We start from the raw sequence: 2,465 nt of genomic DNA on the forward strand, positions 1-2,465 counted from the left end.
GTTGGGACCTTGTCCCTGTGAGAGTAGGACGTCGCCAAGCAACTTTAAGACGAGTCAGAATGACTCGTCTTTTTTGTGTTTTATAACTTCTTTTCAAAGCTAAATATTTTGAAGTGCTTCTCGCTTTTCAAAAAGGTTTTTGAGTACGTAGCTATATAAGTTTTATTCAATTTCTTTCGTGATTCTTTATATGTAATTTAAGATTTTCTATTTTATTTCTTAAAGATAGGATTCATCAGTGTGTTAAAATAGTACAGTTGTTTTTGATGTACTTTAATATAAGAAGATTTAAGTTAGAAAAGGAGATAATATGAAAAAGATAAGTATAATTACTATAGTAGTCTTAGTCCTGCTAGTAATCGTGTATATGTTAGTTGGGAATTATTTTTATAACTACGCGTTAAATGCGAAACAAGAAAAAGAATTTTTGCAAGATAATCCTCATTTAGTAGAAACGGTAAATGCGTCGGGAGATGTATTGGCTGCAAATGAAGAAAAGAATGCAAACTTCGTATCGAAGTATAAACCTAACACATTAACTATACGTTCTTTCGATAAATTAAATTTAAAAGGTTATGAATATATGAATGAACCATCCAGTCATAAATGGGCAATTGTAGTTCATGGATACAATGGTAGAGCATCAGAAATGACGAAATATGTTCGTAACTTTTATGAACAAGGCTATAATGTCATAGCACCAGACCTTCGTGGACACGGAAATAGTGAAGGGGATTATGTTGGTATGGGCTGGCATGATCGTAAAGATGTTTTGATTTGGATTCAACAAATCTTGAAGAAAGACCCTAATGCTGAAATAGCTCTATTTGGTGTTTCAATGGGCGGGGCAACTGTAATGATGACTTCAGGAGAAGATTTACCTTCTAATGTTAAAGTTATTATTGAAGATTGTGGATACTCAACTGTTATTGATGAATTTACTTATCAACTAAAAGATTTATTCCATTTACCGAAGTTTCCTGTTATGAATGCGGCAAATACGGTTACTAAATTAAGAGCTGGTTACGATTTAGAAGAGGCTTCAGCTGTAAAACAAGTAGCGAAAAGTAAAACACCTATGCTGTTCATTCATGGGGATGCTGATACATTCGTTCCTTTTGAAATGTTAGATGAAGTATATAATGCTGCAAAAGTAGAAAAAGAGAAATTAATTGTTCCAGGTGCTGGACATGGAGAAGCGGAGAAAGTAGATTCGAATAAATATTGGAATACTGTATGGAAGTTCGTAGGGAAGTATATTTCGGCATAATTAAAGTTGTTGCATTTATATAGACGATAATCGGAGGGATAATAGTTAATCCTTTTGATTATCGTTTTTTTGTTAATTAGGTATTCTGCTATAAGTGTGTTTTTGTATGTACTATATGAAGGAGATAGAGCAAAAACTTTTGAATTCCTTAATCTCAGTGCTACAATGATTGAAAACTAAATGTTAATGAGGTGTTTTTTATGAAAATTGAAGTATGGTCGGATTTTGTATGCCCATTTTGCTATATTGGGAAACGTAGATTAGAGATGGCTTTAGAGCAATTTCCACATAAGAAGGATGTTGAAGTTGAGTTTAAAAGTTTTGAATTAGACCAAAATGCTCCAATCTATTCTGGAACAAGTATTAATGAAGTACTTGCATCAAAGTATGGAATTAGTATTGAAGAAGCTAAGCGTAATAACGTACAGTTAGGAAATCATGCAGCTAGTATGGGTTTAAGTTTTAATTTTGATGAGATGAAGCCGACTAATACTTTTGATGCGCATCGTCTTGCGAAGTTTGCAAAGAATCAAGGGAAAGAAAAAGAGATTACAGAAAATTTACTTTTTGCATATTTCACTGAATCGAAAAATTTAAGCGATGTGGATATACTTGCTACTATCGCTGAAGCTTCAGGTTTAGATAAGCAAGAAGCTTTAAATGTTATTAATGATAAAAATGCGTATGCAAATGATGTTAGAATTGATGAAGCGATTGCTCAGCAATATCAAATTTCGGGAGTGCCTTATTTTATTATTAATCAAAAGTATGCTATTTCAGGTGCACAACCACTTGAAACTTTTGTTGGTGCACTTCAGCAAGTGTGGGAAGAAGAGAATCCTGCACCTAAGTTGCAAGAACTTTCTTCAGAGGGTGGAAGCGATCTTTCTTGTACTGATGGAAGTTGTTCGGTGCCTTCAAAAGAACAATAGTTTTTATGATGGAAAGCAACCCATAGAGTATTATATGGGTTGCTTATATATTCTTATAGAAGAGGTATGTAAATAGAGTTTTAAAAAAGTGAAGTTTTTTAAAAAAATGTATTGACGATTACACCTTAGAGGTGTAATATAGAACAAGTCGCCGATGACATTAACGTCGAAAGCGACAAACGAAATAAAAAACTTAGTTGACATTAACTAACGAAGATGTTAACATAAGGAAGTCGCAAATGAGCGACCAAGTAGTTCTTTGA

Annotated in this window: 2 protein-coding genes; both read left to right on the forward strand. The window is 33.2% G+C overall.

Annotation, left to right across the window (positions count from 1 at the left end; translation table 11 throughout):
• Nucleotides 1-310: 310 nt before the first annotated feature.
• Nucleotides 311-1,270, forward strand: a complete 960-nt coding sequence (locus ACS2QP_RS27305) for an alpha/beta hydrolase (RefSeq protein ID WP_438883015.1) — start codon at nt 311-313, stop codon at nt 1,268-1,270.
• A 200-nt stretch (nt 1,271-1,470) separates the two neighbouring features.
• Nucleotides 1,471-2,202 (forward strand): DsbA family oxidoreductase, encoded by a 732-nt coding sequence (locus ACS2QP_RS27310; protein WP_438883016.1) that lies wholly within the window; start codon nt 1,471-1,473, stop codon nt 2,200-2,202.
• Nucleotides 2,203-2,465: the final 263 nt, after the last annotated feature.

It is taken from the genome of Bacillus cereus group sp. Bce019 (assembly GCF_051781745.1).
GTDB lineage: Bacteria > Bacillota > Bacilli > Bacillales > Bacillaceae_G > Bacillus_A > Bacillus_A cereus.